Source organism: Demequina lignilytica (genome assembly GCF_030418305.1).
Classification (GTDB): Bacteria; Actinomycetota; Actinomycetes; order Actinomycetales; family Demequinaceae; genus Demequina; species Demequina lignilytica.
Genome location: NZ_JAUHPX010000001.1, coordinates 476199 through 499879, shown reverse-complemented (window position 1 = coordinate 499879; position 23681 = coordinate 476199). Strand labels below are relative to the sequence as shown.

Here is a 23681-nt window from a genome sequence, read left to right as displayed (position 1 = left end):
TCCCGGGACGCATCGCGCTACCGCTCCTCGGGGATCATGTCGATCGCTCCGCACGGACACTCCGCCGCGCAGATCCCGCAGCCCTTGCAGTAGTCGTAGTCGATCTCGTACCTCATCCCGGGGCCGAGCTTCCGGATCGCGTCGTCCGGGCACATCCCGAAGCAGTTGTCGCACTCGAAGCACGACCCGCAGGACATGCATCGCCGCGCCTCGAACACCGCGTGCTCCGCGTCGAGTCCCGCCAGCACCTCCTCGAAACCGGTGACGCGCCGGGCCGCCTCGAGCTCCGCCCGGTGCTGCTTCGGGGCGTCGGAGTAGTACCAGGCGTTGAGCCGGGACGCCTCCGCCTCGCGGACCACCGGCTCGGCCGGCAGCACGCGCGAGGCCAGCCACGCGTCGACCGCGGCCGCGGCCCGCGCCCCCCGCCCGATCGCGAACGTCGCGGTCCGGGATCCCGGCGAGGCGTCGCCCGCCGCGAACACCCCGTCGCGCCCGGTCATCAGGGTGCCGGGGTCCACGGCGATCACGCCGTCGCGCACGTCGACGTCGTCCACGCCGGACAGCAGCGACAGGTCCGCCTCCTGGCCCACCGCCAGCATCACGGTGTCCGCGTCGAGCTCCTCGAACACCCCGGTTCCGACCGGGCGGCCGGACTCGTCGAGCTCCATCCGCTCGATGGTGACGGTCGGCCCCGACACCTCCGAGATGGTCGACAGCCACTGCACCCGGACGCCCTCGCCGACCGCGTCCTCGAGCTCCGTCGGATGCGCGGGCATCTGCTCGCGCGTGCGCCGGTAGACCACGACCGCGTCGGACGCCCCGAGGCGCCGGGCGGTGCGCGCCGCGTCCATCGCGGTGTTGCCGCCGCCGTACACCGCGACCCGGCGACCCAGCAGCGGAGCGTTGCCCGACGCCACGTCGCGGAGCACGTCGATCGCGTCGACGATCTTCGCCGCCGCGCCCGCGGGGATGTCCACGTGGTGCGCGACCCCGGCCCCCACGGTCAGGACCACCGCGTCGAACTCGGCCTGCGCATCGTCCAGGCTGTCCACCCGCACGCCGCACTCGATCCGGACGCCGGTCGCCTCGATGCGGCGGATCTCCGCGGCGAGCACCGTTCGCGGCAGCCGGTACGCGGGGATGCCGTAGCGCATCATTCCGCCCGGCTCGGCGGCCGCCTCCCGGACCGTGACGTCGTGCCCGCGCTGCCGCAGGTGGTACGCCGCGGACAGCCCCGCGGGTCCGGATCCGACCACCAGGACGCGGCGTCCGGACGATGCGGTGGGCACCGGCAGCGCCCACCCCCGCTCGAGCGCGGTGTCGCCCAGGAAGCGCTCGACCGCGTTGATGCCGACCTCCTCGTCGACCTCGCCGCGGTTGCAGGCCGCCTGGCAGGGGTGGTAGCAGATGCGACCCATGACGGCGGGCAGCGGGTTCGCGGCGACGATGCGCCGCCACGCGGTCTCGAAGCCCGCCTCGCCCTCCTGGGTGGAGCCCAGCCAGGAGCGGATGTCCTCGCCCGAGGGGCACGCCAGCGAGCACGGGGGAGCGAGGTCGACGTAGACCGGCCGCTCGGTGCGCCACGTGCCCGTGTGATAGCTCAGCGAGGTCGCCGGACCCGTGCTCAGCCCCAGGGTCGGAGGGGCGTCGTGGCCGCTCATGGTCGTCCTCCCAGCAGGTCGTAGCGACGGATGTTCGCCTCGGCGAGCGCGCGCCAGCGGTTCAGGGCGTCCTCGCCGCCGGGCTTGAACAGGTGCGCGAAGCGCGCCTGCGGCCGCAGGTACGCCTCGACGTCCATGCGCTCGCGGATGCGCTGGACGTCGGTGAGCTCGCCCGCGCGCGCCTCGACCACGGGGAAGATCCCGGACTGCACGGCGGCCCGCGACAGGGAGATCGACTCCGAGGAGCTCGATCCCCAGCCCAGCGGGCACGGCACCAGCACGTGCAGGTACCGCGCGCCGTGGATCGACATCGCGGTGCGGACCTTGGCCTCAAGATCGCGGAGGTCCGCCACCGTGGCGCTCGCGACGTAGGGGATCTCGTGGGCCATCGCGATCTTCACCATCGACTTGCCGGTGCCCTGGGGCGCGCCCGGCTGGCGGCCCACGGCCGGCGTGGTCGCGGTGCGAGCCGAGGGCGGGGTGGCCGACGAGCGTTGCACGCCCGTGTTCATGTAGCCCTGGTTGTCGTAGCAGACGTACAGCACGTCGTCGTTGCGCTCGAACATGCCGGACACGGCAGCGAGCCCGATGTCGACGGTGCCGCCGTCGCCGCCCTGGGCCAGGACACGCACGTCGTCGCGGCCCTGCGCGTGCAGGGAGGACGCGATCCCGGTCGCCACGGCGGCGGCGTTGGCGAAGAGCGAGTGGATCCACGGCGGCTTCCAGGCGCTCTCGGGATAGAGCGTCGAGAACACCTCGAGGCAGCCAGTCGCGTTCGCGACCACCAGCCTGCCGTCGGCCGCCTCGACCGCCGTGTCCATGACCCAGCGCGCGGCGAGCGCCTCGGCGCAGCCCTGACACGCACGGTGACCCCGGGTGAGCGAGGACGGTCGGTCGGCCTGCGACTGGACCGAGCGCTCCGCATCGTCCAGCAGCCTCCCGCCCACGGCGAGGGTGCCGGTCTGCAGGAACGGGATGTGGACCGTGCTCATCGCGCCACCTCCGTCGCGCCCACGGGCGGCACGGGGACGCCGCCCGTCTTGAGGTCGAGGAACTCGAGCCCGCGCTGCTCGCCCGCCAGCGCCCGGGCGATGACGTCGCGCAGGGAGCCCTCGAGGATCGGGCGACCGCCGAGCCCCGCGACCACGGAGTGGATGCGGGAGCCCGTGCCGGCGAGGGCGCGGCCGACGCATCCCGTGAGCACGCCGCCCGAGCCCAGCTCCAGGGCCCGGTCGATCACCACGATGTGCCGCGACTCGCCCAGCGCCGCCTTGAGCGCCTCCCGCGGGAACGGCCGGTACGCGGAGATCCCGACCAGGCGGACCGGCAGGCCCTCGGCGCGCATCGGCGCGATCGCCTCCTGCAGGGTGCCGATCACCGACCCCATGGCCACCACGACCAGGTCCTCGGCGCCCGCCGGGGGAGCCGACCGGTCGCGGTCCAGCGTGTCGGGGTCGTAGCGGACCGCGAGCCCTCCGGCCTCACGACCGAACGCCTCGGTGAACCGGTCCGACCAGGCCTCGACCACGTCGGCGGCGTCGAGGAACCGCAGGTGCTGCAGGTACTTCGTCTCCGTGAACGACTCCGGGCCCGCCATGGTGCCGATCGTGGTCGGCCGGTCGATGTCGAGCACCTGGGTGGGGGAGTAGGGCGGCAGGAAGCCGTCGATCTGCTCCTGCGTCGCGAGCTCCAGGACGTCCGTGGCGTGGGTGAGCACGAACCCGTCCATGCACACCATGGCGGGGATGCCGAGCTCCTCGGCGGCCGCGAACGCGATCACGTGGAGGTCGGCGGCCTCCTGGTTGTCCGCGGCGTACAGCTGCAGCCAGCCGGAGTCGCGCATCGCCATCGCGTCGGAGTGGTCGTTCCAGATGTTGATGGGCGCGCCCACCGCGCGGTTCGCGACCGTCATGACGATCGGCAGCCCCATCCCGGCGGCGTTGTACACGGCCTCCGCCATGTAGAGGAGGCCCTGCGAGGCGGTCGCGGTGTAGGCCCGCGACCCTGCGGCGGACGCGCCGATCGAGACGGACATCGCGGAGAACTCCGACTCGACGTTGACGTACTCGCAGTCGCGCAGCTCGCCCGTGCGCGCCATCACGGACAGCGCCTCGACGATGTGGGTCTGCGGGGAGATCGGGTACGCGCACACCACGCCCGGACGGCACCGCGCGACGGTGCGCGCCACGGCCTGAGAACCCTCGAGCACCTCACGCATGGGACACCTCCGCGGACGGGACGATGCGCGGGTCGGGCTCGCCGCGCACGTGGGCGTAGGCGACGGCGGCGGCCGTCGCGTTGGCCTCCCCGACCCGGCCGGGGAAGCGGTCGCGGAACACCTGCTGGACGGCGGCGAGGGTGACGTGGTCCGCGCGCCCGGCGTACGCGCCGAGCATCGCAGCGGACGGCTTGGGCAGCCCCACCGTGTCGAGGCTGATCCGGGTGGCGGGCACCGTCACCACGGTCGCGTCGACCTCGCCGTCGCCCGCGTGCTCGCGCACCCAGGGCGCGTCCTCGGTGGTGTTGACGATCACGAGACCGCCGGGGCGCACCCCGGCGAACGGCTGCGCCGGACCCAGCAGCGTGGGGTCCTGGACCAGCACGACGTCCGGCTCCAGCACCGGCTCGCGCGTGCGCAGCGGCACGTCGGCGAACCGGCAGTACGCGACCACCGGCGCCCCGGTCCGCTCGGAGCCGAAGCTCGGGATCGCCTGCACCTCGTGGCCCGCCAGGAAGCCCGCCCGGGCGAGCATCTCCGCGGCGGTGACCACGCCCTGACCGCCGCGTCCGTGGATGCGAATCTGGGTCATGCGCCCGCCTCCAGGGGCGTCGCCGGCGGCTCGCGCGTGGGTCGCGCGGAGACGTCGTCGGTGACGCCCGCTCCCTCCACGCTATGCCCGGAGGGGTGTCCCGCCCGGGACGGAGGTCCCATCCCGCTGCTAGGTTCGCGACATGGCCGAGCACACCTTCGAGGCGACCCTCTACCGGTGGGAGGCGCAGTCCGCGGCGTGGACCTTCGTGGACCTGCCCTTCGACGTCGCCGACGAGATCGAGGACGCCCAGCAGGGGCCGCGCCGAGGATTCGGCGCGGTCAAGGTGGACGTGGCGCTCGGCGGATCGCGGTGGCGCACCAGCATCTTCCCGTCGAAGGAGCGGAAGACCTTCGTGCTCCCGGTCAAGCAGGCGATCCTGCGCGCGGAGGCGATCGCGAACGGTGACCGCGTCACGGTGACCGTGACGCCGGTGTCCTGACCCCTGTCGCAGCATCGAGGTCGCTGGCACACTGGTGCCGAGAACGCCGCAGACGGCGACCCGAGGAGGCCACCGTGTCCGAGCTCCAGTCCCCGCCCGACCCCGTGGCGAGCGTCGGCGCGACCAGCGCGGCCTGGCTCGCGACCGCGATCGGCATCCCGGTCTACGGCGCGTCCGCGCTGATCCTGTCCTACGTGGGCGGACCCGTGGTGAGCGCGCTCGCCCCCGATGCGCAGGGTGAGGAGCACTCGTGGGTGTTCATCGGGGTGGCGTTCACCAACGTCGCGATCGCGCTGCTGGGGATCGTGCTCGTCTCCCACACGGCCGGACGTGTCCTGTTCTCCCGCACCCGCGGGCTCGCGCCCATGGCCGCCGGCCGGGCGTTCGCGATCATGGGAGCGCTGCTGGCCGTCGTACCCGTGGTGTTCATCGCGATGGGGCAGCCGCTCCACGTGGTGGGCGGGCTCTACGCCGCGATCGCCGTCGGCGTCCCGTGCGGCCTGACGGCGGGCCTCACGCGAGCCGTGCTGCCCGGCATCCTCGAGTCGCCGTTCGCGCGCCGCACGGCCGTCTGGGTGGGGGTGCTCGGGTACGTGGTGGTCCTGGGGTGGACGGCCGTCGTCATGTTCGGCATCGGGCGGTAGGCGGGCCGTCGCGAACGCGCCCGACAGCCGCTGTGGTGGGACGATGGAGGTGACGGCGCAGCCGTCCCGCGCCGCCGCTGAGGAGGTGCATCATGGACACCCTCGCGCACGGGAGCCGAACCGTCCGACGTGTCTCTCCTGACGACCTCAGGAGCCTGGCGCTGCCGGTCGGCATGCTCTCCTATCTGCTCGCCACCCTGGTTCTGGTCCCGCTCGGCGCGTTGCTGTACGCGGCGCTCTCGGGCGACTCGATGGCGGATACGAGCGCCCTGATACTCGCCATGGTCGACGGACTCGTCGCCTTGGTCGCGCTCGTCAGCGTGGTCCCGCTCGCCGCCGTCGTCTTCGGACAACGGTACGCCGACCGTGCCGCCGGTCTCGAGCCGTCCCGGCACGTCCTGCTGCAATCCGCGGCAGCGTCGGCGCTCGCGACGCCGTTCGCGATCACGATGGTCGTCATGTCGCTGCTCGGCGACGGAGAGATCGTCGCGACGCTGCTGTCGGTGCTTGTCGGGGTGATCGGCCCGGCGGCGCTGGGAGCGGCGATGGCCGCCGCGGTGGCACGCAGGATCGCCACGCGTCGCGGCTCCTGAGTCCAGGGGTTCGCGAGCCGCCGACGCGAACGTGGCGGGCTACCTGCGGCCGTCGAGAGCGTCCGCGACGGCCGCGGGAACCGCGTCCGCGACGTCGAGCGCCGCGATCGGACCCCCGCCGGACGCCAGCTCCGCGGCGCGCGCGTGGACCCAGGCCGCGCAGGCGCCCGCCTCGGGCGCCGCGACCCCCTGGGCCAGGAGCGCGCCGGCGATGCCGGCGAGCACGTCGCCCGCGCCCGCCGTCGCCAGCCACGCCGGCGCCTCGGGCAGCTCGATCACGCCTCCGCCGGGCAAGGCGATCATGGTCACCGCGCCCTTGAGCAGCACCGTCGCGCGGGCGGCCTCGGCGAGGAGCCGCGCGTGGCCGACCCGGTCGCGCTCGACGTCCGCGGGGGTGACGTCATGACGGAGCGAGTCGAGCGTGCGCACCAGCTCGCCCGCGTGCGGCGTGAGGAGCACGCGGTCCGCGCCGATCGCCCTCGCGCCCGCGGCGCGCGCCCGCGCCACGTGCGTCAGGGCGCCCGCGTCCACCACGAGCGGGGAGCCCTCGGCGATCGCGGCGCCGATCGCCGCCTCCTGCTCCGGCGAGTCCGTCACGCCCGGCCCGAGGATCCATGCCGCCGCGCGGGGGAGCCTCTCGGCCACGTCGGACGGATGGTGGACCACCACCTCGGGACGGTGCCGCAGCACCAGGTCCTGCACGCGCGGGGGGCCGACGTAGCGGACCATCCCGATGCCCGCGCGGACGGCGCCCGACACGACCAGCGCAGCCGCGCCGGGGTACGCCTCGGACCCGGCGATCACCCCGAGGACGCCGCGCGAGTACTTGTCGTCGGCGGCGCCGGGCACGGGCCAGGACGCGGCGACGTCGGCACGTTCCCAGCGACGCGCCGCGGTCATCGCTCGATGATCAGCGCGTAGAGGTCGGAGTCCATCCACCGGCCGTCGCGCTCGAGGTCGCGCTCGATGCGGCGCACGTGCTCGAGTCCCAGGTGCGCCATGACCTTGGCCGAGGCGCGGTGCTCCGGTCGGCAGCGGGCGTGCACCTCGCGGATCTCGAGGTCGGCGATCAGGGCGTCGATCACGGCGCGGACCGCCTCCGTCGCCAGGCCGCGGCCCCACAGGTCACGGCGGATCACCCAGCCCAGCTCGCGGACCTCGGGCGTCTCGTGGATCGGTGCCCGGTCCTCGCCGTAGACGCCGATGCCGCCCACGACGCTGCCTGCCCTCACCGTGCCGCGCGAGCCCAGCGCATCGTCCTTCAGCGTGACCGCCCAATGCGCGGGAAGGCCGGCCGCGGCGGCGCCCTCCACCCAGTGCTCCGTCTGCTCCCGTGTGTTGGGCCCCCAGTCGGTGAACTGGCACACGGCGGGGTCCGATGCGTACAGGTGGACGTCGTCGGCGTCGTCGGCGACGAACGGACGTAGCAGGAGTCTCGCGGTCTCGAGCGTCATATTCCGACGATACGCCCCCTGTGGGGGCATGGAACAATACCGGCATGGCAATGCGTGACATCCGAGTGATCGGCGACCCCGTCCTCCGCACCCCGTGCGAACCCATCGCCCAGATCGACGACCGCGTGCGTCAGCTGGTGGAGGACCTGGTCGAGACCGTGGACCACGAGGGTCGCGCCGGCCTCGCCGCCAACCAGATCGGCGTCTCGCTGCGCGCGTTCTCGTGGAACATCGACGGTGAGATCGGCTACATCCTCAACCCCGAGATCGTCGAGGTGGCCACCGAGCTCCAGGAGCTCGGCGAGGAGGGCTGCCTGTCGGTGCCCGGGCTCTGGTACCCGTGCGAGCGCACCTTCTACGCGCGAGCCGTGGGCACCGACCTCGACGGCGAGAAGGTCGAGATCGAGGGCGAGGAGATCTGGGCCCGCCTGATCCAGCACGAGGTCGACCACCTCGACGGCAAGCTCTACCTGGACCGCCTCAAGCGTGACGTGCGCAAGAAGGCGATGCGCGAGCTGCGCGAGTCGCTCGAGGCGAAGGGCTAGCCGAGCTCGATCCCGACGTCGGCGAGCACCACGCGTCCCGCCGCCGCCCGCGCGGGAACGTCGACCAGGCAGCGCTTGGGCGCCGTGAACGTGACGGTCACGTCCGCACGGACGTGGGCGAGGTCGGCGGCCGCAGAGTCGGCGTCGAGCCCGCTGGGCAGGTCGACCGCCACGACCGGGGCGACGATGCGCGCCACCAGGGCCGCCGCATCGTCCCGAAGGCCGGGCCGGGATCCGATCCCGACGATGCCGTCGACGACGGCGTCGGCGTCCGCGACGGCGGCGTCCGCCTCGATCCCCGGCGGGAGGATGCGCCCACCCGCGGCCTCCAGCAACGTCCGGCCGCGGAGGTGGACCGAGGACCCGAGCGCGACCGCCGTCACCTCCGCCCCCTCGCGGGCGAGCAGGGCTCCGGCGAGCAGCGCGTCGCCGCCGTTGTTGCCCGAGCCGGCGAGCACCGCGACGCGGGGCCCGTCCGATCCGGCCACCAGCAGGCGGACCTCGGCGGCCACCGCCGCCGCGGCCCGGTCCATGAGCGCGTCCTCCGCCACCGCGTGCATCGTCCGCTCCTCGGCCGCCCGGATCTGGGCGACCGTCATCACGGCGTTCGTGGTGGCCATGGCGCCACTGTGCCACGGTGCTGGCGAAACCGGCGATCGTGAGGCACGATAGGTCACGTACACCACGGTGGCCGCAGCTCGATTCCTTCGAGGTCGTAGGGGAAGACGCACCTCACAGGAAGGAAAAGGCTCATGGCAGCAATCACCCGCGGTGTCCTTTTCGTGCACTCGGCCACTCGAGCGATGTGCCCGCACATCGAATGGGCCGCGCAGGGAGTGCTGGGTTCGCGCGCCTCGCTCGAGTGGACCGACCAGCCCGCCGGCTCCGGCCTGCTCCGCGCCGAGCTGTCGTGGCAGGGCCAGCAGGGCACCGGCGCGCGCCTCGCGTCGGCGCTGCGCGGGTGGGAGCACGTGCGCTACGAGGTCACCGAGGAGCCGTCGTTCGGATGTGACGGCGGACGCTGGTCGCACACCCCGTCGCTCGGCATCTTCCACGCCGTCACCGACGTGCACGGCAACATCGTGGTGCCGGAGGACCGGATCCGGGCGACCCTGGAGGTCGGCGGGTCGATGGCGGACTTCAAGCGCGCGATGGACCTGGCGCTGGGCACCGCGTGGGATGACGAGCTGGAGCCGTTCCGCTACGCCGGGCACGGCGCCCCCGTGAGGTGGCTCCACCGGGTCGGGTGATGGCCCCACCATGGCGCTGACCGGCGACCAGACGCTCACCCTCCACGCGCTGGAGGAGGCGATGTGGCGCGCGGAGACCCGGTTCGACTACGCATTCATGGAGCGGATCCTCGATCCCCTGTTCGTCGAGATCGGGTACTCCGGACGTCGGTGGACCCGGGCGGAGACGCTCGACCTGGACCCGATGGACATCGACGTGCGGCTGCCTCTCGAGGACTTCGCGGCCGTCGAGGTGGTGCCGGGTGTCGCGCAGGTGACCTACCGTTCGACCCCGGACCATGGGGTGCGCGGCGCGGCGCTGCGGTCGTCGCTCTGGGTGCTGACCGACGCCTGGCGCATCCGCTTTCACCAGGCCACGCCGACGCCCACCTGACCAGGCACGACGTTGCGCGCTAGGGTGGAGTCGTGACCGAGCACCGCCGCCCCGGGCGACCGCAGATCGCCGATCCGGATGCGATCGCGCTGATCGCCGTCGGCCTGTTCGCGGAGCGCGGCTTCGACGCGGTCACCATGGACGACATCGCGGCCGCGTCCGGGATCTCGCGGCGCACGCTCTTCCGCCACTTCGCCACCAAGAACGATCTGGTGTGGCGCGACTTCTTCGCCACCTACGAGCGGATCTCCCGGCGGATGGAGCAGTCGCCGCCCGCGCCGGGCATCGCCGGGCTGCGTGACGTCATGCGGGAGGGGCTCGCGATCCCCGAGGGGGCCGAGGAGAACGCGCGCATCCGCCTGCGCATCATCGGCGACTCGCCCGAGGTGTTCTCCGCGGGCATCGCGGCGATGAGCGACGTGCGCGACACCCTCGCGCAGCACTTCGCGCGAGGACACGAGGGCGAGGGCATGCCCCTCGAGCCGTGGACCACGGCCTACGCCGTGCTCGCCGGGATGCTCGCCGCGTCCGTGTGGTGGGCGAAGAAGTCGGAGGAGCCGCTCGCGGACGTCGTCGACCAGGCGCTGGTGCGGCTGCAGGCCGGTCTCGCCTAGCCAGCGCCGGACCGGACCGGGCCACCCCGACCCACGATGCTCCGCACGGATCGGGCGGCGACACGCTGAGGCGCGCCCCGCATCGTCCCGACGTCCGCGGCGTGTCGCCCGCGGATCCGTGCAGAGCACGCTGCGGGGGGAGGCGTCAGACCGTGCCGAACACCAGCGCCACGTTGTGGCCGCCGAAGCCGAACGAGTTGTTGATCGCCGCGGTCTGACCCTCGGGCAGCGCGCGCGGGGCGTCGCGGACCAGGTCGACCTGGAGCTCGGGGTCGGGCTCGGTGACGTTGATGGTCGGGGGAGCGGTGCGGGTCTCGAGCGCCTTGATGGTGAAGACGGACTCGAGCGCGCCGGCGCCGCCGAGCAGGTGGCCGGTCATCGACTTGGTCGCGGACAGCAGCACCTGGTCCGCGTGCGCGCCCAGCAGGGACCGGATGCCGCGCGCCTCGATCATGTCGCCCACGGGCGTCGAGGTCGCGTGCGCGTTGACGTGCGAGATGTCGGCGGTGGTGAGCCCGGCCCGCTCGAGGGCGAGCTCCATCGCGCGGGTCTGGCCGGCGCCGTTGGGCTCCGGCGCGGCGATGTGGTGCGCGTCGGCCGTCATGCCCAGGCCCAGCAGCCGGGCGTAGACCTTCGCGCCGCGCGCCTGGGCGTGCTCCTCCGACTCGAGGATCACCACGCCCGAGCCCTCGCCCATGACGAAGCCGTCGCGGCTGACGTCGTACGGGCGCGACGCGCCCGCGGGGTCGTCGTTGCGCTTGGAGAGCGCCTGCATCGAGGCGAAGGCGGAGATCGGCAGCGGGTGGATCGCCGCCTCGGTGCCGCCGCAGATGACGATGTCGGCGCGTCCCGACTGGATCATCTCGAAGCCCATGCCGATCGCCTCGGCGCCGGAGGCGCACGCGGAGACGGGGGCGTGCGCGCCGGCGCGCGCCTTGAACTCGAGCGACACGTACGCGGTCGGCGAGTTCGGCATCAGCATGGGCACGGTGAGGGGCAGGACGCGCGAGGCGCCCCGCTCCTTCACCGTGTCCCAGGCCGTCAGGAGCGTCCACACGCCGCCGATGCCGGAGGAGACGATGCTCCCCAGGCGCTCGGGGTCCACCTCGGGCGATCCCGCGTCGGCCCAGGCCTCGCGCGCGGCCACGATCGCCATCTGGGCGGACGGGTCCATGCGCTTGGTCTCGGGGCGGGACAGCACCTCCGACGGCGGCACCACGAGCTGGCCGGCGAAGGTGACGGGGATCCCGTACTTCTCCTCCCAGTCGTTCTCGAGCGTGCGCACGCCCGAGCGGCCCGCGAGGGCACCCTCCCAGGTGCTGGCGACGTCCCCGCCGAGGGGCGAGGTGGTGCCGAGTCCGGTGACGACGACGTTCATGGGGGGATCTCCGAAGGTGATGAGGGGGATGGGACGCGCAGGAGGCGGAGGCTTACGCCTGCGCCTCGGTGATGTAGGACACCGCGTCGTCGACGGTCACCAGGTCCTTGACCTTCTCGTCGGGGATGCGGACGTCGAACTTCTCCTCGGCGAGGGTGACGATCGTCATCATCGACAGCGAGTCGATGTCGAGGTCGTCGGTGAACGACTTGTCGAGGGTCACCTCGGCGGTGTCGATGTCGGTCTCCTCGGAGACGATCTCGGCAAGACCGGCGAGGACCTCGTCCTTGGACAGTGCCATGTGCTTCTCCTTCATGTCGGCGGCGCACGGTGCGCCGTGTTCGTTGCGAACGGATATGAACTTACTGGGGGTGCCGCGGCTACGGCAGGACCACGACCTGCGCGGCGTACACCAGCCCGGCGCCGAAGCCGATCTGGAGGGCGACGTCGCCGGACTTCGCGACGCCGTCGCGCAGGACCCGCTCGGTGGCGAGCGGGATGGACGCGGCCGATGTGTTGCCGGAGTCGACGATGTCCTTCGCGACCACGACGCTCTCGGGCAGCCCGATCTGCTTGACCATCTGGTCGATGATCCGCAGGTTGGCCTGGTGGGGGATGAACACGTCGATGTCCTCGGGCGTGAGGCCGGCGGCCTCGATCGCCTCGAGCGCGACGGGCGCCATCTTGAAGGACGCCCACTTGAAGACGGACGGCCCCTCCTGGCGCAGGGTGGGGAACGGCAGGTCGCGGTCCTCGCGGATCTCGAGCCAGGTGTGGTTCTGCTTGATCAGCTCGGAGGCGCCGCCGTCCGAGCCCCAGATGGTGGGGCCGATGCCGGGAGTGTCGGAGCCGCCGATGACCACGGCGCCCGCGGCGTCGCCGAGCAGGTACGAGATCGACCGGTCGGCGGGGTCGACGAAGTCGCTCAGCTTCTCCGCACCCACCACGAGCACGTTGCGGGCCGCGCCGGACCGCACCAGCGCGTCGGCCTGGCCGATGCCGTAGCAGTAGCCCGCGCAGGCCGCCGAGATGTCGAAGGCCGCGGCCGGCGTCGCGCCGATGCGGTCCGCCAGCACGGGCGCGCCGCCGGGGGTGATGCGCGGGTAGGAGATGGTCGACAGGATCACCGCGTCCAGCTCCGACGCGTCGATGCCGGCCTGCGCGAGCGCGTCGCGCGCGGCGGCCTCCGAGAGGTCGATCACCGAGGTGTCCTCGTTCGCGCGGACGCGGGTGACGATGCCCGTCATCTTGCGGATCCACTCGTCGGAGGAGTTGATCGGCTCGATCAGGTCGTCGTTCGGCACCGCGTTCTCGCCGCGGGCGACGCCGAGGCCGAGGATGCGCGTGAACTCGGGTCCGCGACGGACGTTCAGGGTGGTCACTCTCAGGCCTCCAGGAGCTCGCGGGCGGCGGCAAGGTCGTCGGGCGTCTTCAGCGCCACGGCGGGCACGCCCTTCATGGCCCGCTTCGCGAGCCCGGTGAGGACGCCGCCCGGGGCCACCTCGACGATACCGGTGACGCCGAGCTCCAGCATGGTCCGCATGCACAGGTCCCAGCGCACGGGGTTGGCGACCTGGCGGACGATGCGGGCGAGGGCGTCCGCGCCGTCCGCGACCTGGGCACCGTCCGCGTTGGACAGCAGTATCGCCGCCGGGTCCGCGGGGGTGGTGACGCCGGCGGCCGCGTCGAGAGCCGCGACGGCGGGGGCCATGTAGGTGGTGTGGAAGGCGCCGGCCACCTGGAGCTCGATGACGCGGGCGCGCGCCGGGGGCGCGGCGACGAGCGCCTCGATGGCCGCCTTGGATCCCGCGGCCACCACCTGACCGCCGCCGTTCACGTTGGCGGGGGTGAGGCCGTGCTCGGCGAGCGCGGCCGCGACATCCTCCTCGACGCCGCCGAGGACGGCGGCCATGGAGGTCGGCTCGGACGATGCGGCGGCCTCGGCCATCGCGTTCGCCCGGACCGTGACCAGGCGCATCGCGTCAGCGTCGGTGAGGGCTCCCGCGAGGGCGGCCGCGCCGAGCTCGCCGACGGAGTGGCCCGCGGTCAGCGCGGGGATGGCGCCGCCGAGCAGCTCGCGGCCCGTCGCGATCGCCGTGGCGACCAGGAGGGGCTGGGCGATGGCGGTGTCGCGGATGGTGTCGGCGTCCGAGGAGGTGCCGTGGCGGACGATGTCGACGCCGGAGGCCTCGGCGAGCTCGCCCAGGCGCGCCGCGACGCTCGGGAGCTCGAGCCACGGAGCCAGCATGCCGGGTGCCTGCGCACCCTGTCCGGGACAGAGAACAGCGATCATGGTGATTAAGCCTGCCTCACAAATCCAGAGGGTCGGGGGCCACGCAGGTACCGATTCGGGCCCGGATTGTTGTGTGAAACCTACAAGCGGTGGCTGTTCGCGTCGCGTAGCCGGCCGAGCGCGAACGCCGTCTCCAGGACGTGGGCGTCGCGGGTGGACAGGACGTCCCAGCCGGTGAGCTCCGCCACCTTCTTGAGCCGGTAGCGCACGGTGTTCGCGTGGACGAACATGGTGCGGCTCGCGAGCTCGAGCGACCGCCCGCAGTCGAGGAACGTGGCGACCGTCTCCCGCAGCGACCCGCCGGCGGCGGCGATCGGGTCGTACGCGACCGCGATCAGGCGGTCGGCGGCGGCCGCATCCCCGACCAGGACCCGCTCGGGCAGCAGGTCGTCGGCGCCGACCGGGCGCGGCGCGAGCGCCCACGCCGGTGCCGCGGCGGCGCCGTTGATCGCCGCCCGGGTCGACCGTGCGACCTCGACCAGCGTGACGGCCGGCGGTCCGACCACGACGGGCCCCGGGCCGAAGCTCGACAGCAGCGATTCCGTGACCGCGTCGCCGCGGGAGTCGGAGCGGGCGATGACCACCAGGTCCTCGCCATGGATCCCCACCAGGGCGCCGGGGGCGGCGCGCCGGATGGATCGGCGCAGCTCCGCGGACTGGACCTCGCCGAGCGGGCCGTCCGTGCGGCCCACGACCACCACGGTCGGCCCTGTCTTCCAGCCGAGCGCTGCGGCGCGCGACGGCAGGTCGTCGTCGACCTCGCCGCGCACGAGCGCGTCCACCACCAGCGCCTCGAGGCGCGCGTCCCACGCGCCGCGGGACTCGGCCGCACGGGCGTAGACCTCCGCCGCGGAGAACGCGATCTCCCGCGAGTAGCGCAGGATCGACTCGCGCAGGAGCGCCTCCGCGCCGGGGGCGGCGAACTCGTCCGAGTGGGACTCGACGATCGCGACGTAGGTGCGCACGATGCTGACGGTGTGCTGCAGCGAGATCGAGCGGGTGAGCTCCGGCGGCGCGGCGGAGAACATCTCGTAGGTGCCGCGGTGGCCCGCCTGCGGATCCGCGAAGTAGGCGACGAACGAGTTGATGCCGGCCTGCGCGACTCCGCCGACCCACGATCGCTCGCGGGCGGGAAGCTCGCGGAACCACGGGTACTCGGCGTCGAGCGACTTGAGGGCGGCGGTGGCGAGCCGGCCGGTGCCAGCGCGGAGTCGACGCAGCGTCTCTGCACGCATCTCGGCCGTCACCATGGGTGTCAGCGTAGCGGTCGATTGTGGATCAGGAACAACGCGAGGTCGCCCTTGAGCGGGGGATGCCCGTATCCGCTCCTTGCTTTTTGGACGATCGCACAAGAGTCGCGGCCGAGGGGCCGTGCCTGCCGGTCATCGCGAGCGGTCGCGGGGCGCTCACGTTAGCGTGAGGACCAGGACTGTTGCAGCCGAGGAGGAACCGATGACACCACGTCCGCGCCCCCTGTTGGGGCTCGTGCTCGGAATGCTGCTGGGGCTGGTGGTGATCGGGTTGCTGTGGCAGCTCGCGCTGGTCGACCCGGGCCGGACGGTGCTGTTCCTGACGGTGGCCGTCGCGGTGCTGGCCGTCGCGGGCCTGCTCACACGGCAGATCTCGGCGGCGCGCGGCCGATTCGTCACGGCGGCGGTGATCGCGGGCGTCCTGGCGGGCGTCGGGCTGACGGGGATCCCGGAGCTCGTGTCCGTGGGACGCGTGAGCGACGGCTGCACGCTCGAGGTCACCGCTGGCGGGCTGACGGCGGCGCCGTCCGACACGAGCGCGCTCACCGCATTCTCGATCGCGGAGGACGACGTGGTCGAGTGGGCCATGACGTCCTCGACCCCGATCGCGGTCGACACCCGGATGGCGGGGATCACGGTCGGCGGCTTCTCGATCCCCGTGCGGACCGTGAGCTCCGACCCAGCCTCGGGGGAGGCCCAGGAGGTGACCGGCACGGTCGACGTGGCGGACGGTCTTGCGACCATCCAGGACAGCACGGGCCTCGAGCTGACGGGCGTCTATCACGTGTACGGCGAGGTCTCGGGGGAGCAGGCGACCTGCGCCGCGGACGGATGGGTGCGGCTCGAGCCGGCCGGCCTGTTCGCGACCAACGTGCTCGTCGGACTGTGGATCGCGCTGGGCGTGCTGCTCCTGCTGATCGCATGGGCGGCCCTTGCCGTCCGCTCGTCGTTCGTGAAGGCGCGTCGCGCGGCGCTCGAGGGCGAGCGTGTCCACACCGGCACGGTGACCACCGCCGCCGGGGGCGCGCTCGCCGGGGGCGCTGGAGCGGGCCACGTCGCCGCCGACGCCGAGCCCAGCGGCACCACCTCGCCCGAGGCCGCCGCCGAGCCGGTGGCTCCCGCCCCGGCCTTCACGCCGGAGGCGCGCCCGGAGGACATGCCTCCCGCCAGCATCGCCCCTGCCCCCGCCGCGGCTGGGGCCGCCGCCGGCGCGGGTGCCGAGGCCCAGGACGTCGCACCGGTGGAGGACGCGGAGCCCGTCCAGGACCCGCCCGAGGATCTGGCAGGTTCCGAGGCGGAGTCCGACGCGGACGCCGAAGGCGAGCCGGAGCCGGCGAGCGACGCCGAGGCTCATGACGAGGCTGAGGACGGCACAGATCCCCAGCCCGAGGGCGACGCGGAGTCCGGGCCCGACGCCGCCGCTGACGACGACCCCGATCGCCGCTGAGCCTGGCGCCCGTGGGCTAGGTGCGTGACGCTCCCGATTTCATGCGCGAGGAGACGGGGGTGATCACGCTCCTTCGTGCATGAATACGGGAGCGTCGCCGACCTCATCCCCCCACGCTGCCCGGTCCGCGTGCTCGCACCGACGCCGACCGCATCGTCCGGACACGACGACGGGGCCCGGTCCGATGATCGGACCAGGCCCCGTCGAACGTCAGAGCGGACGGCTCAGGCGTCGCCGCCCGCGTTGCCCGACGTCCCCTTGCGGACGTCGTGGAGCTCGTAGCGGCGGATCGCCTCGGCGTAGGTGCCGGGCTGGACCTCGCCGCGGCGCTCGAGCTGCTGGAGCACACGCACCGCCGTCGAGGCGCCGTCGATGTGGAAGAAGCGTCGCGCCGCGGCTCGGGTGTCGGAGAAGCCGAAGCCGTCCGCGCCGAGGGTGGCGTAGTCGCCCGGGATCCACGCGCGGATCTGGTCGACGACCAGGTGGTCGTAGTCCGAGGTCGCGATGAACGGACCCGCCGCGCCCTGCAGCTTCTGCGTGAGGTACGGCGTGCGGAGGCCCTGCTCGGGGAACAGGAAGCCCTGCTCCTCGCAGGCCAGCGCCTCGCGGCGCAGCTCGCTCCACGAGGTCACCGACCAGATCGCGGCGCGCACGCCGTAGTCGCGGAGCAGCATCTCCTGGGCCTCGTAGGCCCACGGCACGGCCACGCCGGACGCGAGGATCTGCGCCTCGGGACCGTGGCCCTCGGGGGCCTCCGAGACCTTGTGGATGCCCTTGAGGATGCCCTCGACGTCCACGTTCTCCGGCTCGGCGGGCTGCTGGTACGGCTCGTTGTACACGGTGAGGTAGTACATGACGTTCGGGTCGCGCTGGTCGTCGGGCCCGTACATGCGCTGCAGGCCGTCCTTGACGATGTGGCGGATCTCGTAGCCGTACGCCGGGTCGTAGTGCACGATCGCGGTGTTGGTGCCCGCGATCAGCGGCGAGTGACCGTCGGCGTGCTGGAGGCCCTCGCCCGTGAGGGTGGTGCGGCCGGCGGTGGCGCCGATGATGAAGCCTCGGGTCAGCTGGTCGCCCGCCGCCCAGAACTGGTCGCCGGTGCGCTGGAACCCGAACATCGAGTAGAAGATGTAGAACGGCACCAGCGGCTCGCCCTGCGTCGCGTAGGACGTGCCCACCGACTGGAACGCGGCCGCGGAGCCGGCCTCGTTGATGCCGGTGTGCATGATCTGACCGGCCTCGGACTCCTTGTAGGACAGCATCAGCTCGCGGTCCACCGGCAGGTAGTTCTGGCCGTTCGTGTTGAAGATCTTCGCGCTCGGGAAGATCGAGTCGAGTCCGAAGGTGCGGGCCTCGTCGGGGATGATCGGCACCACGCGGTGGCCGAACTCCTTGTCGCGGACCAGGTCCTTGAACAGGCGGACGAACGCCATCGTGGTGGCGACCTCCTGCTTGCCCGAGCCCTTCGCGAGCAGCTCGTAGGCCTTGTCGTCCGGGAGCGCGATCTGGTTCCGGTCGCCCCGGCGCTCGGGCACGAAGCCGCCCAGCGCGCGCCGGCGCTCGAGCATGTACTGGACCGCGGGGTCCTCGAAGCCGGGGTGGTAGTACGGCGGGTTGTACGGGTCCGCCTCGAGCTCCTCGTCGGAGAACGGGATGTCGAAGGTGTCGCGCAGGACCTTGAGGTCGGCGGCGGCGAGCTTCTTCATCTGGTGCGTGGCGTTGCGGGCCGCGAAGTTCGAGCCGAGGCCGTAGCCCTTGATGGTCTTCGCGAGGATGACCGTGGGCTTGCCGTTCTTCTCCTGCGTCGCACGCGCGTACGCGGCGTACAGCTTGCGGTAGTCGTGGCCGCCGCGCTTGAGGGCCCAGATCTCGTCGTCCGTCATGTCCTTGACGAGCTCCTTGGCACGCGGGTCGCCGCCGAAGAACTGGTCGCGGATGAAGGCGCCGGACTCGGCGCGGAAGGTCTGGAAGTCGCCGTCGGGCACGGTGTTCATGAGGTTGACCAGGGCGCCGTCCTCGTCGCGCTGCAGGAGCGGGTCCCACCCGCGGCCCCACACGACCTTGATGACGTTCCAGCCGGCGCCACGGAAGAAGGCCTCGAGCTCCTGGATGATCTTGCCGTTGCCGCGCACGGGGCCGTCGAGGCGCTGCAGGTTGCAGTTGACCACGAAGGTGAGGTTGTCGAGGTTCTGGTGGGCCGCGAGCTGAAGCATGCCGCGGCTCTCGGGCTCATCCATCTCGCCGTCGCCCAGGAACGCCCACACGTGCTGCTCCGAGGTGTCCTTGAGCCCGCGGAGGTGCAGGTAGCGGTTGGTCCACGCCTGGTAGATCGCCGACGCCGGGCCCAGGCCCATGGACACCGTGGGGAACTCCCACACGTCGGGCATGAGGCGGGGGTGCGGGTACGAGGAGAGGCCGCGGCCGGGGCCCGACTTCTCCTGGCGGAACGAGTCGAGGTCGTCGGCGCCGAAGCGACCCTCGACGAACCCGCGCGCGTACACGCCGGGCGCGGCGTGACCCTGGAAGTAGACCTGGTCGCCGCCGCCGGGGTGGTCCTTGCCGCGGAAGAAGTGGTTCAGGCCCACCTCGTACAGGGTCGCCACCGAGGCGTACGACGAGATGTGACCGCCCACGCCCTTGCCGGCCGCCTGCGCGCGCGTCACCATGACGGCGGCGTTCCAGCGGATCCAGCCGCGGTAGCGGCGCTCGATCTCCTCGTCGCCGGGGAACTCGGGCTCGTCGTCGACGTGGATGGTGTTCACGTACGGCGTGTTGAGGCTGAGCGGGACGCTGAGCTGCTTCTTCGCCGCGTGGTCGACCAGCTGGTCGATGATGTACTCGGCCCGGCTCTCGCCGCGGTCGGCGATGAGGCCATCAAGGGACTCCATCCACTCCGCGGTCTCGTTCGGATCCTTGTCCACCTCGCCGTGATGTGCCACGAGTGACCTTCCTGTCGGGCGCGCGGTGGCGCGCCTATGAATGGGGAGCCGCGGCTGGTATGCCGCCATCGGACACATTCTTCCCACATCTGAGGGGAATGTCACGCCAGCGCCGACGCGCGCGGAACGTGCGTGGCACCCCGCGCCGATTGCACCCGGATGCGGGGTACCTCTACTGTGGTCGGCAGGCACGCCGGCAGATGCGTGTCATCGACTGAAGGGGGTCCCGCCACCGTGGCGACACAGGAGGACGCGAAGGCCGCGACGGAGGCGGCGGTCGCGAGGCTCGGATTGAAGTCCGGGCAGATCATCCAGGAGTTCGGCTACGACGACGATGTTGACGCGGCCTTCCGCGCCGGCGTCGAGGCGGCGACGGGCGAGGATCTGGCCGACGAGGACTACGGGGACGTCGTGGACGGCGCGCTCGTGTGGTTCCGCGACGGCGACGGCGATCTCACGGACCTGCTGATGGACGCGCAGACGCTGCTCGACGATGCGGCCCCCGTGTGGGTCTGCACCCCCAAGGCGGGCAACGGCGGGCACGTCTTCCCGCGCGACGTTCAGGAGGCGGCGTCCCTGTCGGGGCTGCACGCCACCTCGACGTTCGTGCTCGGCGGCTCGTGGACGGCGACCTCGCTGGTCGAGAAGGGCCGCTCGAAGTGAGCCATCCCCTCATCGGCGCTCCGGCGCCGACCTTCGCGATGACGAACACTCATGGGCGCACCGTCACCTCGGCGCAGCTGTCGGGCACGGCTTACATGCTCGTGTTCGTGCCGTTCGCGTTCTCGGACACGTGCACCAACGAGCTCATCGACCTGCGGGGGGCCGAGGACCTGCTCGCGCGCGACGACCTGAAGGTCATCGTCGTGAGCTGCGACTCGATCTACACCCTCAAGGCGTGGGCGGACACGCACTCGTACAAGGCGGAGCTCCTGAGCGACTTCTGGCCGCACGGCGAGGTGTCGCGTCAGTACGGCGTGTTCAACCCCCAGAAGGGTCTCGCGACGCGCGGCACGTTCCTGGTCGACGCCGCGGGCGTGGTCCGGTGGGCGATCGTCAACCCGGAGGGCGAGGCACGCGACCTGGCGGACTACCGCCGCGCGGTGATCGACCTGCTCGACTGAGCACCGGTGCGCGTAAACGCTTATATCTCTACCGTATAAGTGCTAATGTGTCCGATATGGACGCTGTCGCAGCGGTGATCGTCGACATCGTGCGCTCTCGCGAGCTGCGCGACCGTGCCGCTGCACAGGATGCGGTGCTCGCCGCGTTCGCGCGCGCGGAGGCTGCCGCGGAGGTGCTCCGGCCGTTGCGCGCGACCGTGGGCGACGAGTTCCAGTCCGTCTACGCGACGCCGGCGGACGCCATCCGCGTCACCGCGCTGGCGGCGCTCGTCCTGCCTGACGGCGTCGAGGTGCGTGCCGGCATCGGGCTCGGCGAGGTGGTCGATGTCGACGGCGACATCTCCGACGGCAGCGCCTGGTGGCGCGCTCGCGACGCGATCGAGGAGGCGCACCGGCGCGAGGACGCCGGCGAGGGGTCCGTCCGGAGCTGGTGTGTCGGTGGTGACGGGGAGGATGTGTCCATGACCGTCGCCGTCCTCCTGCTCCGCGACCACGTGCTCGACCGCATGAAGGCGCGGGAGCGGCGGATCGCGGCGGCGCTGCTCGAGGGTGACACCCAGTCGGCGATCGCTTCGCGCGAGTCGATCAGTCAGGCCGCGGTGTCGCAGGCCGCGCACCGCTCGGGAGCGGTCGCGCTCCGCGAGGCGCTCGACGGGCTCACCGGGGGAGTCGCATGACCGCCGCGGTGCTGGTCGCGATGGTGGCCGGCGCCGAGGCCCTCGGCTGGCGGCTCGGCGGTCGCACGCGCCTCTTCGCGGTCATGGCGTGGCTGGTGATCGCGTTGGCCGCGGCGGGCGTCACCGGCGCGGTGGGCGGGTGGGGTGCCGCCGGTCTGGGCCTCGGTGCGGGCGCGTGGCTCGTGCTCCGGTGGCGCTGGGGTGCGGACGCCGCGATCGGCTCGCTCGTGGTGATCGCGGGGCTGCTGCTGCTGGCCGACCCCGAGCCGAGCCGCGCCGCCGCGATCCTCGCCGGGCTCGGTTCCGCGGTTCTCCTCACGCACACCGCGAACGATGTGTGTCGCGACGTGATCGCCCGCGCGCGGGTCCTCCCGGGCGAGGACGCGCCGGCGGAGCGTGCGGAGGACGCGCCGCGTCTCCGCGGGGGCAGGTTCATCGGTCCGCTCGAGCGCTGGCTGATCGTCGGGCTCGCGCTGGTGGGGGCCCAGGCCGTGATCGTCGGCCTGATGGCGGCCAAGGGCATCGGTCGGTTCCCTGAGATCTCGGGTGACCGGGGGAGGGGATCCACGGCCGAGGAGTTCCTGGTCGGATCGCTGGTGAGCTGGGCCCTCGCGGGCGCGGCCGCGCTGCTCATCGCGGTGCTGATGCCCTGACGGGTCGAGCGGGCGCACGCGCGCCTGGCAGAATGGTCGGGCCCGTCGCAGGGCCCTTAGCTCAGTTGGTCAGAGCACTGCGTTTACACCGCAGGTGTCATCGGTTCGAGTCCGGTAGGGCCCACCATGGAGCCCCGTCCCGCCTGCTCGCGGGGGGCGTGCCAGGATTGAGGGAGGACGGCCGTCGCCGACGACCGCCGTGCCGAGCGGAGGCACTCATGAGCGCCATGGACCGCGACCTGGCGAGGATCGCCGTCGAAGGCTTCCAGTACTTCTACCCGCTGGTCCTCATGGACGTGACCCGCCGGGTGGCGACCTCGCTGCCGGCCGGGATCCGGCACGGCTTCGCGCCGCCCGACACCTTCGCGCACGCGCGAGCGTTCCCTCCCGGGGACTTCAGGGAGGTGGTGCGTCCGAACTTCGACACCCTGTACTCGACCGCGTGGCTCGATCTCCGTGACGGCCCGCAGGTGGTGTCGATCGCCGCGCCCATCGAGCGGTACTTCATGCTGCCGCTCCTCGACCTGTGGTCGGACGTCTTCGCGGTCATCGGGAGCCGCACGACCGGCGGCGCGCCGGCCGATTACGCGATCGTCCCACCCGGGTGGCCCGGCGAGGTCCCGGACGGGATGGTCAGGATCGATGCTCCCACCGCATGGGTGTGGGTCCTCGGGCGCACGCGCACCGACGGCATCGCGGACTACCCGCGCGTGCATGCGATCCAGGACGGCCTCGCGATCCGGCCGCTTCGCGGTGCGACCGCAGGCGGGGTCGCTCCGGGCGACGACCCGGGCGTGCGCACCTCCCCGATGGATCACGTGGCCGCCATGACCGGCGAGGAGTTCTTCCGGATCGCAGCCGACCTGCTCGCGGACAACCCGCCGCACCTCACCGATCAGCCGATGGTCGCGCGCCTGCGCGCGCTCGGCATCGTCCCGGGGCGCCCGTTCGATGCCGGTGCCGCGTCGCCCGAGGCCCGCGAGGCGATCTCTGCCGCACCGCAGGCCGGGCTCGCGGCCATGGCCGCGGCGGTGACGGGCCTGGCGCAGGCGTCCAACGGGTGGTCGATCCGCCGCTCCGGCATCGGCGTGTATGGAACCGACTACCTGTTCCGCGCCATGATCGCCATGATCGGCCTGGGCGCGAACCTCGCCGAGGACGCGGTCTATCCGATGCTGCTGGTCGACGAGGCGGGGACACCACCCGTGGGCGAGGTCGACCACGTGCTGCACTTCGACTCCTCCGAGCTCCCGCCGGCGGACGCGTTCTGGTCGGTCACCATGTACGACGGAACGGGGTTCCCCGTCCCGAACGCCCTCGAGCGCTACGCGCTCGGCGACAGGGATCCGCTGACCTACGGCGCGGACGGCTCGCTCGACATCTGGATCGGCCGCGAGAGCCCGGGTCCGGAGCGCGACAGCAACTGGCTTCCCGCCCCGGCGGGGCCGCTCGGCCTCACCCTGCGCCTGTACGGTCCGCGGCCCGAGGTGCTCGATGGACGGTGGTCGCCTCCGCTGCTCCGGCGCGCGTGACG

Annotated in this window: 26 protein-coding genes and 1 tRNA gene; 14 read left to right on the top strand and 13 right to left on the bottom strand. The window is 72.6% G+C overall.

The features are described 5' to 3' along the window. Nucleotides 1–17 precede the first annotated feature (17 nt). The 4 genes from QQX10_RS02280 to QQX10_RS02265 are packed head-to-tail and all read right to left on the bottom strand — an operon-like array spanning nt 18 to nt 4471. Complete coding sequence (locus QQX10_RS02280) at nt 18–1661, bottom strand: NAD(P)-binding protein (RefSeq protein ID WP_301120395.1); 1644 nt, start codon at nt 1659–1661, stop codon at nt 18–20. Next, on the bottom strand, nt 1658–2653 hold the full coding sequence (locus QQX10_RS02275) for a thiamine pyrophosphate-dependent enzyme (RefSeq protein WP_301120397.1): 996 nt from the start codon (nt 2651–2653) through the stop codon (nt 1658–1660). The genes QQX10_RS02280 and QQX10_RS02275 overlap by 4 nt, the downstream gene beginning before the upstream one ends. Then, entirely contained in the window at nt 2650–3879 is a 1230-nt protein-coding gene (locus QQX10_RS02270) for a hypothetical protein (RefSeq protein ID WP_301120399.1), read from the bottom strand. The genes QQX10_RS02275 and QQX10_RS02270 overlap by 4 nt, the downstream gene beginning before the upstream one ends. Next, nucleotides 3872–4471: a 2-oxoacid:acceptor oxidoreductase family protein gene (locus QQX10_RS02265; protein ID WP_301120406.1), complete on the bottom strand. Its 600-nt coding sequence runs from the start codon at nt 4469–4471 to the stop codon at nt 3872–3874. Before QQX10_RS02265 ends, QQX10_RS02270 begins: the two co-directional genes overlap by 8 nt. Nucleotides 4472–4613: 142 nt before the next feature. On the opposite strand from QQX10_RS02265, the gene QQX10_RS02260 reads away from it, so the two are divergent. From QQX10_RS02260 to QQX10_RS02250, 3 genes are all read left to right on the top strand, one after another. Continuing rightward, entirely contained in the window at nt 4614–4913 is a 300-nt protein-coding gene (locus tag QQX10_RS02260; protein WP_301120408.1) for a DUF1905 domain-containing protein, read from the top strand. A 74-nt stretch (nt 4914–4987) separates the two neighbouring features. Beyond that, entirely contained in the window at nt 4988–5557 is a 570-nt protein-coding gene (locus tag QQX10_RS02255; RefSeq protein WP_301120410.1) for a hypothetical protein, read from the top strand. Between the two features lie 92 nt (nt 5558–5649). After that, on the top strand, nt 5650–6150 hold the full coding sequence (locus QQX10_RS02250) for a hypothetical protein (RefSeq protein WP_301120412.1): 501 nt from the start codon (nt 5650–5652) through the stop codon (nt 6148–6150). 39 nt (nt 6151–6189) lie between these two features. Here the strand turns inward: QQX10_RS02250 and QQX10_RS02245 are convergent, their stop codons facing one another. Beyond that, the gene (locus tag QQX10_RS02245; RefSeq protein WP_301120414.1) at nt 6190–7050 is read right to left on the bottom strand and encodes an NAD(P)H-hydrate dehydratase; all 861 of its coding nucleotides are present in this window, start codon (nt 7048–7050) and stop codon (nt 6190–6192) included. After that, a complete protein-coding gene (locus QQX10_RS02240) occupies nt 7047–7604 on the bottom strand; it encodes a GNAT family N-acetyltransferase (protein WP_301120416.1) in 558 nt (185 codons plus the stop codon). Before QQX10_RS02240 ends, QQX10_RS02245 begins: the two co-directional genes overlap by 4 nt. Nucleotides 7605–7648: 44 nt before the next feature. Here QQX10_RS02240 and def point away from each other — a divergent pair, with 44 nt between their 5' ends. Beyond that, nucleotides 7649–8149 carry a peptide deformylase gene (gene def, locus QQX10_RS02235; protein WP_301120418.1) on the top strand — a complete coding sequence of 167 codons (501 nt, stop codon included), beginning with the start codon at nt 7649–7651 and terminating at the stop codon, nt 8147–8149. Here the strand turns inward: def and QQX10_RS02230 are convergent. Beyond that, nucleotides 8146–8769, bottom strand: a complete 624-nt coding sequence (locus QQX10_RS02230; RefSeq protein WP_301120420.1) for an NAD(P)H-hydrate epimerase — start codon at nt 8767–8769, stop codon at nt 8146–8148. The two genes, def and QQX10_RS02230, sit on opposite strands and share 4 nt — an antisense overlap. Nucleotides 8770–8901: 132 nt before the next feature. Between QQX10_RS02230 and QQX10_RS02225 the strand changes: the two genes are divergently transcribed. Genes QQX10_RS02225 through QQX10_RS02215 form a run of 3 tightly spaced genes read left to right on the top strand, consistent with a single transcriptional unit; the run spans nt 8902 to nt 10386 of the window. Then, complete coding sequence (locus QQX10_RS02225) at nt 8902–9399, top strand: DUF3145 domain-containing protein (protein WP_301120422.1); 498 nt, start codon at nt 8902–8904, stop codon at nt 9397–9399. 10 nt (nt 9400–9409) lie between these two features. Then, entirely contained in the window at nt 9410–9772 is a 363-nt protein-coding gene (locus QQX10_RS02220) for a nuclear transport factor 2 family protein (protein ID WP_301120424.1), read from the top strand. A gap of 32 nt (nt 9773–9804) precedes the next feature. After that, a complete protein-coding gene (locus QQX10_RS02215; protein WP_301120426.1) occupies nt 9805–10386 on the top strand; it encodes a TetR family transcriptional regulator in 582 nt (193 codons plus the stop codon). Between the two features lie 145 nt (nt 10387–10531). Here the strand turns inward: QQX10_RS02215 and fabF are convergent, their stop codons facing one another. From fabF to QQX10_RS02190, 5 genes are all read right to left on the bottom strand, one after another. After that, entirely contained in the window at nt 10532–11764 is a 1233-nt protein-coding gene (gene fabF / locus QQX10_RS02210) for a beta-ketoacyl-ACP synthase II (RefSeq protein ID WP_301120428.1), read from the bottom strand. Between the two features lie 52 nt (nt 11765–11816). Next, nucleotides 11817–12065 (bottom strand): acyl carrier protein, encoded by a 249-nt coding sequence (locus QQX10_RS02205; RefSeq protein WP_301120430.1) that lies wholly within the window; start codon nt 12063–12065, stop codon nt 11817–11819. Nucleotides 12066–12144: 79 nt separating this feature from the next. Next, nucleotides 12145–13146, bottom strand: coding sequence for a beta-ketoacyl-ACP synthase III (locus QQX10_RS02200; protein ID WP_301120432.1), 1002 nt, complete (start codon nt 13144–13146; stop codon nt 12145–12147). A gap of 2 nt (nt 13147–13148) precedes the next feature. Continuing rightward, a complete protein-coding gene (locus QQX10_RS02195; RefSeq protein ID WP_301120434.1) occupies nt 13149–14057 on the bottom strand; it encodes an ACP S-malonyltransferase in 909 nt (302 codons plus the stop codon). An 80-nt stretch (nt 14058–14137) separates the two neighbouring features. Further along, a complete protein-coding gene (locus QQX10_RS02190) occupies nt 14138–15307 on the bottom strand; it encodes a PucR family transcriptional regulator (RefSeq protein ID WP_301120436.1) in 1170 nt (389 codons plus the stop codon). A gap of 202 nt (nt 15308–15509) precedes the next feature. Here QQX10_RS02190 and QQX10_RS02185 point away from each other — a divergent pair, with 202 nt between their 5' ends. Then, nucleotides 15510–16754: a hypothetical protein gene (locus tag QQX10_RS02185; protein WP_301120438.1), complete on the top strand. Its 1245-nt coding sequence runs from the start codon at nt 15510–15512 to the stop codon at nt 16752–16754. Nucleotides 16755–16978: 224 nt separating this feature from the next. Here the strand turns inward: QQX10_RS02185 and aceE are convergent, their stop codons facing one another. After that, complete coding sequence (gene aceE / locus QQX10_RS02180) at nt 16979–19762, bottom strand: pyruvate dehydrogenase (acetyl-transferring), homodimeric type (RefSeq protein ID WP_436968545.1); 2784 nt, start codon at nt 19760–19762, stop codon at nt 16979–16981. A gap of 165 nt (nt 19763–19927) precedes the next feature. Here aceE and QQX10_RS02175 point away from each other — a divergent pair, with 165 nt between their 5' ends. The 6 genes from QQX10_RS02175 (at nt 19928) to QQX10_RS02150 (ending at nt 23679) form a co-directional block, all read left to right on the top strand. Beyond that, entirely contained in the window at nt 19928–20356 is a 429-nt protein-coding gene (locus QQX10_RS02175; protein ID WP_301120442.1) for a DUF3052 domain-containing protein, read from the top strand. Next, entirely contained in the window at nt 20353–20817 is a 465-nt protein-coding gene (locus QQX10_RS02170) for a redoxin domain-containing protein (RefSeq protein ID WP_301120444.1), read from the top strand. The genes QQX10_RS02175 and QQX10_RS02170 overlap by 4 nt, the downstream gene beginning before the upstream one ends. A 56-nt stretch (nt 20818–20873) precedes the next feature. Further along, the gene (locus QQX10_RS02165; RefSeq protein ID WP_301120446.1) at nt 20874–21494 is read left to right on the top strand and encodes a SatD family protein; all 621 of its coding nucleotides are present in this window, start codon (nt 20874–20876) and stop codon (nt 21492–21494) included. Beyond that, nucleotides 21491–22147: a hypothetical protein gene (locus tag QQX10_RS02160; protein ID WP_301120448.1), complete on the top strand. Its 657-nt coding sequence runs from the start codon at nt 21491–21493 to the stop codon at nt 22145–22147. The genes QQX10_RS02165 and QQX10_RS02160 overlap by 4 nt, the downstream gene beginning before the upstream one ends. A gap of 50 nt (nt 22148–22197) precedes the next feature. After that, a tRNA-Val gene (locus tag QQX10_RS02155) sits at nt 22198–22274 on the top strand. Between the two features lie 91 nt (nt 22275–22365). Continuing rightward, entirely contained in the window at nt 22366–23679 is a 1314-nt protein-coding gene (locus QQX10_RS02150; RefSeq protein ID WP_301120450.1) for a DUF1254 domain-containing protein, read from the top strand. Nucleotides 23680–23681: the final 2 nt, after the last annotated feature.

What these genes read in the sequence shown, in the direction of transcription:
- QQX10_RS02265 (WP_301120406.1), bottom strand. Translation starts at nt 4,471, where the DNA reads ATGACCCAGATTCGCATCCACGGACGCGGCGGTCAGGGCGTGGTCACC.
- QQX10_RS02220 (WP_301120424.1), top strand. Translation starts at nt 9,410, where the DNA reads ATGGCGCTGACCGGCGACCAGACGCTCACCCTCCACGCGCTGGAGGAG.
- QQX10_RS02245 (WP_301120414.1), bottom strand. Translation starts at nt 7,050, where the DNA reads ATGACCGCGGCGCGTCGCTGGGAACGTGCCGACGTCGCCGCGTCCTGG.
- QQX10_RS02185 (WP_301120438.1), top strand. Translation starts at nt 15,510, where the DNA reads ATGACACCACGTCCGCGCCCCCTGTTGGGGCTCGTGCTCGGAATGCTG.
- QQX10_RS02260 (WP_301120408.1), top strand. Translation starts at nt 4,614, where the DNA reads ATGGCCGAGCACACCTTCGAGGCGACCCTCTACCGGTGGGAGGCGCAG.
- def (WP_301120418.1), top strand. Translation starts at nt 7,649, where the DNA reads ATGGCAATGCGTGACATCCGAGTGATCGGCGACCCCGTCCTCCGCACC.
- QQX10_RS02205 (WP_301120430.1), bottom strand. Translation starts at nt 12,065, where the DNA reads ATGGCACTGTCCAAGGACGAGGTCCTCGCCGGTCTTGCCGAGATCGTC.
- QQX10_RS02195 (WP_301120434.1), bottom strand. Translation starts at nt 14,057, where the DNA reads ATGATCGCTGTTCTCTGTCCCGGACAGGGTGCGCAGGCACCCGGCATG.
- QQX10_RS02190 (WP_301120436.1), bottom strand. Translation starts at nt 15,307, where the DNA reads ATGGTGACGGCCGAGATGCGTGCAGAGACGCTGCGTCGACTCCGCGCT.
- fabF (WP_301120428.1), bottom strand. Translation starts at nt 11,764, where the DNA reads ATGAACGTCGTCGTCACCGGACTCGGCACCACCTCGCCCCTCGGCGGG.
- QQX10_RS02165 (WP_301120446.1), top strand. Translation starts at nt 20,874, where the DNA reads ATGGACGCTGTCGCAGCGGTGATCGTCGACATCGTGCGCTCTCGCGAG.
- QQX10_RS02250 (WP_301120412.1), top strand. Translation starts at nt 5,650, where the DNA reads ATGGACACCCTCGCGCACGGGAGCCGAACCGTCCGACGTGTCTCTCCT.
- QQX10_RS02150 (WP_301120450.1), top strand. Translation starts at nt 22,366, where the DNA reads ATGAGCGCCATGGACCGCGACCTGGCGAGGATCGCCGTCGAAGGCTTC.
- QQX10_RS02225 (WP_301120422.1), top strand. Translation starts at nt 8,902, where the DNA reads ATGGCAGCAATCACCCGCGGTGTCCTTTTCGTGCACTCGGCCACTCGA.
- aceE (WP_436968545.1), bottom strand. Translation starts at nt 19,762, where the DNA reads ATGGCGGCATACCAGCCGCGGCTCCCCATTCATAGGCGCGCCACCGCG.
- QQX10_RS02275 (WP_301120397.1), bottom strand. Translation starts at nt 2,653, where the DNA reads ATGAGCACGGTCCACATCCCGTTCCTGCAGACCGGCACCCTCGCCGTG.
- QQX10_RS02270 (WP_301120399.1), bottom strand. Translation starts at nt 3,879, where the DNA reads ATGCGTGAGGTGCTCGAGGGTTCTCAGGCCGTGGCGCGCACCGTCGCG.
- QQX10_RS02160 (WP_301120448.1), top strand. Translation starts at nt 21,491, where the DNA reads ATGACCGCCGCGGTGCTGGTCGCGATGGTGGCCGGCGCCGAGGCCCTC.
- QQX10_RS02230 (WP_301120420.1), bottom strand. Translation starts at nt 8,769, where the DNA reads ATGGCCACCACGAACGCCGTGATGACGGTCGCCCAGATCCGGGCGGCC.
- QQX10_RS02240 (WP_301120416.1), bottom strand. Translation starts at nt 7,604, where the DNA reads ATGACGCTCGAGACCGCGAGACTCCTGCTACGTCCGTTCGTCGCCGAC.
- QQX10_RS02280 (WP_301120395.1), bottom strand. Translation starts at nt 1,661, where the DNA reads ATGAGCGGCCACGACGCCCCTCCGACCCTGGGGCTGAGCACGGGTCCG.